Annotated in this window: 3 protein-coding genes and 2 pseudogenes; 3 read left to right on the top strand and 2 right to left on the bottom strand. The window is 61.4% G+C overall.

The genetic code is table 11. The features are described 5' to 3' along the window. The 3 genes and pseudogenes from murP to KHQ28_RS28740 form a co-directional block, all read left to right on the top strand. A pseudogene (gene murP, locus KHQ28_RS28730) lies at positions 1-328 on the top strand (PTS N-acetylmuramic acid transporter subunit IIBC); the annotation flags it as partial. A 122-nt stretch (positions 329-450) separates the two neighbouring features. Then, positions 451-1329: an EamA family transporter gene (locus KHQ28_RS28735; RefSeq protein ID WP_228298314.1), complete on the top strand. Its 879-nt coding sequence runs from the start codon at positions 451-453 to the stop codon at positions 1327-1329. 106 nt (positions 1330-1435) lie between these two features. Further along, a complete protein-coding gene (locus KHQ28_RS28740) occupies positions 1436-1726 on the top strand; it encodes a YicS family protein (RefSeq protein ID WP_002923120.1) in 291 nt (96 codons plus the stop codon). 3 nt (positions 1727-1729) lie between these two features. On the opposite strand, the gene KHQ28_RS28745 is transcribed toward KHQ28_RS28740, so the two are convergent. Next, positions 1730-2593: an NAD(P)-dependent oxidoreductase gene (locus KHQ28_RS28745; protein WP_032418255.1), complete on the bottom strand. Its 864-nt coding sequence runs from the start codon at positions 2591-2593 to the stop codon at positions 1730-1732. A 2-nt stretch (positions 2594-2595) separates the two neighbouring features. Next, a pseudogene (locus KHQ28_RS28750) lies at positions 2596-2791 on the bottom strand (4-oxalomesaconate tautomerase); the annotation flags it as partial.

Raw genomic sequence — 2791 nt, forward strand, 5'->3', positions numbered from 1 at the left:
GATTAAAGGGGCAATTATTCCGGGCTTCCTCGGGATTGGCGAGCCGCTGATCTACGGCGTCACCCTGCCGCGGATGAAGCCGTTTGTCACCGCCTGCCTCGGCGGCGCCTGCGGCGGGTTCTTCGTCGGACTGATCGCCTGGCTGGGGCTGCCGGTCGGCCTGAACACGGTGTTCGGTCCGTCCGGTCTGGTGGCGCTGCCGCTGATGACCTCCGGCAGCGGAATTTACGCCGGGATGGCGGTCTACGCCGGCGGGCTGGCGGTCTCCTACCTGTGCGGCTTTGTCCTCACCTGGCTGTTCGGCAGTAAAAATGTCGATTTAAGCTAGAACGCGACTATCGGTTAATGCCCGGCGGCGGCTTCGCCTTACCGGGCCTGCAAAATAGTTACGCCGCCGCGCCCGACTACCATTTCCTGCCCCGCCGCCCGGGCGCGCGCATGCTATGATNNCTGAACGTACTGATTGCCGCCGTGCTGTGGGGCAGTTCCGGGGTGTGTGCGCAATTTATTATGCAGGAAAGCCAGATGTCGTCGCCGTTTCTGACCATGACGCGTCTGCTGTTCGCCGGGCTGATCCTGCTGATGCTCGGCTTTGTTCACGGCGACCGCATTTTCCGCGTGCTGCAAAACCGCCGCGACGCCCTCAGCCTGCTGTTTTTCTCGCTGTTTGGCGCGCTAACCGTGCAGTTCACCTTTCTGATGACCATTGAAAAGTCCAATGCCGCCACGGCCACGGTGCTGCAGTTTCTGTCGCCGACGATCATCGTCGCCTGGTTCGCCCTCGCCCGCAAAGCGCGTCCCACTCCGCTGGTGCTGGGGGCTATCTGCACCTCGCTGGCGGGCACCTTTCTGCTGGTGACCCACGGCAACCCAACGACGCTGTCGATTTCGCCGGCGGCGCTGTTCTGGGGGATCGCCTCGGCGTTTGCCGCCGCCTTTTATACCACCTATCCTTCAACGCTGATTGCCCGCTACGGGACGCTGCCCATCGTCGGCTGGAGCATGCTGTTCGGCGGCGCGATGCTATTGCCGTTTTACGGCGGCCAGGGCACCGATTTTGTGGTTAACGGCAGCCTGCTGTTAGCTTTTTTCTACCTGGTGGTGATCGGTACTTCGCTGACCTTCAGCCTCTATCTCAACGGCGCGCAGAAGATTGGCGGCGCAAAGGCCGGGATCCTAAGCTGCGCCGAACCGCTGAGCAGCGCCCTGCTGTCGCTCCTGCTTCTGGGGATCACCTTCACGCTGCCGGACTGGCTGGGCACTCTGCTGATCCTCGCGTCGGTGGTGCTGATCGCCATCGACTCGCGGCGGCGGGTGAGAGCCGCCTGAGCAGGCGATAAAAATTGCATTTTCAATAAGTTAAACTGACCACTATTTGCGTGTTTTCCCGCCTGCGCATATAGTTGACGGAAGCGATTACGGAAGGAGAAGCCTGATGAAAGCATGTTGGATGGTATGCCTGGTCACCGCCCTGAGCGCCACGTCGGCGTGGGCCGAATCACCGCTGCAAAGCCTGCAGTTCGAGCAGCAAAAACAGCAGGTGCTCAAAGCGGTGAAGGAAAAATGCGCGCCAGCAAGCCACCTCAGCGACAACGATTTTGCCAATAAAGTGCTGGCGACCGACGGTAACAAGAACGCGGTCCGCGAAGCAACGCTGGCGAAGGAGCGCAATAACCAGAAAAGCTACCAGGCCGCAATCGACAAAATCGTCTGTCCGGCCAAATAGCGGTTATTTCAGCCTCGCGACCAGCGTTTTCCAGTCAAACGGCATCAGCTGCCTGTAGCTCAGGCTACGGGCGGCCATCTGCTCCGGCAGCTGGCGCTGGCTTTTCGCAATCGCCTCGCTCATTATCCCGGCGCTCCCCACGTCACGCAGGGTTTTCACCACCTCTTCCATCTCTTCGCTGCGCCGAATGCCATGTTCCGCCACCCGGCTGATCAGATAGTCGGGGAACGCGCCTGTCCAGCCCAGAGAGGGGAAACTATGATGCAAGGAGCTAAGCACCTCCTCCTCAACGCCGTATTCACGAGCCGCGAACAGGCATTCTGTGGTAAGCGCTTCAAGACCTTTGATCATCACGCTACGGCACATTTTTATCGCCGACACCTGGCCCACCGTACTGGCGCCATAGCGGGCATTCAGCCCCAGCCCCTGCAGACGCGGCGCGATCGCCTCCGCCTGCGGCCCGCCGATCAATAACGGTGTCTGCAATCGGGCCGGCGGTACCGGCGCCATCACCGCGACATCGATGTAGGCGCCCGGCAGAAAATGTTCAGCCGCCTGCCGTTTCGTCTCCGGCGCCACGGAGTTGAGATCGAGGAAATATTGTCCCGGCTGCAGCAGCGCGGCCGCCAGCTGCGCCACCTTTAGCGCCTCACCGGCGGTCACAGTAGAAAAAACCAGCGTGGCCCCCTCCAGCGCCTGCGCCAGCGAATTTCCCACCTGAACGCGCGAATCACGGGCTTTTTTGCCCATCGCCTCTCGCTCCGGGCCATTGAGCTTGCAATCCCAAATGGTCACCGCATGCTCACGGGCCAGATCCGCCGCCAGAATGCCACCCGCCTCGCCAAAACCAATAAACGCGATTGTCATTATCACTCCTCACGCGGCCAGACGCGGGCCGGAATAAAAACCTCGCCAGCAAACAGCAGTCGCGCCGTGCGTAACAGGCCGCAGCCAGCCAGGGCGCCGTCAGCATCAAGCTGAAGCGTCACGCTAAATTCGCCTGTCGGATGCTCGACGCTGAGCAGCGGCGTATCGCCTGGCGCTACCTGCGCCAGGCCCTGCGCG

The sequence above is a fragment of the Klebsiella sp. 28 genome (assembly GCF_018223905.1).
GTDB lineage: Bacteria > Pseudomonadota > Gammaproteobacteria > Enterobacterales > Enterobacteriaceae > Klebsiella > Klebsiella pneumoniae.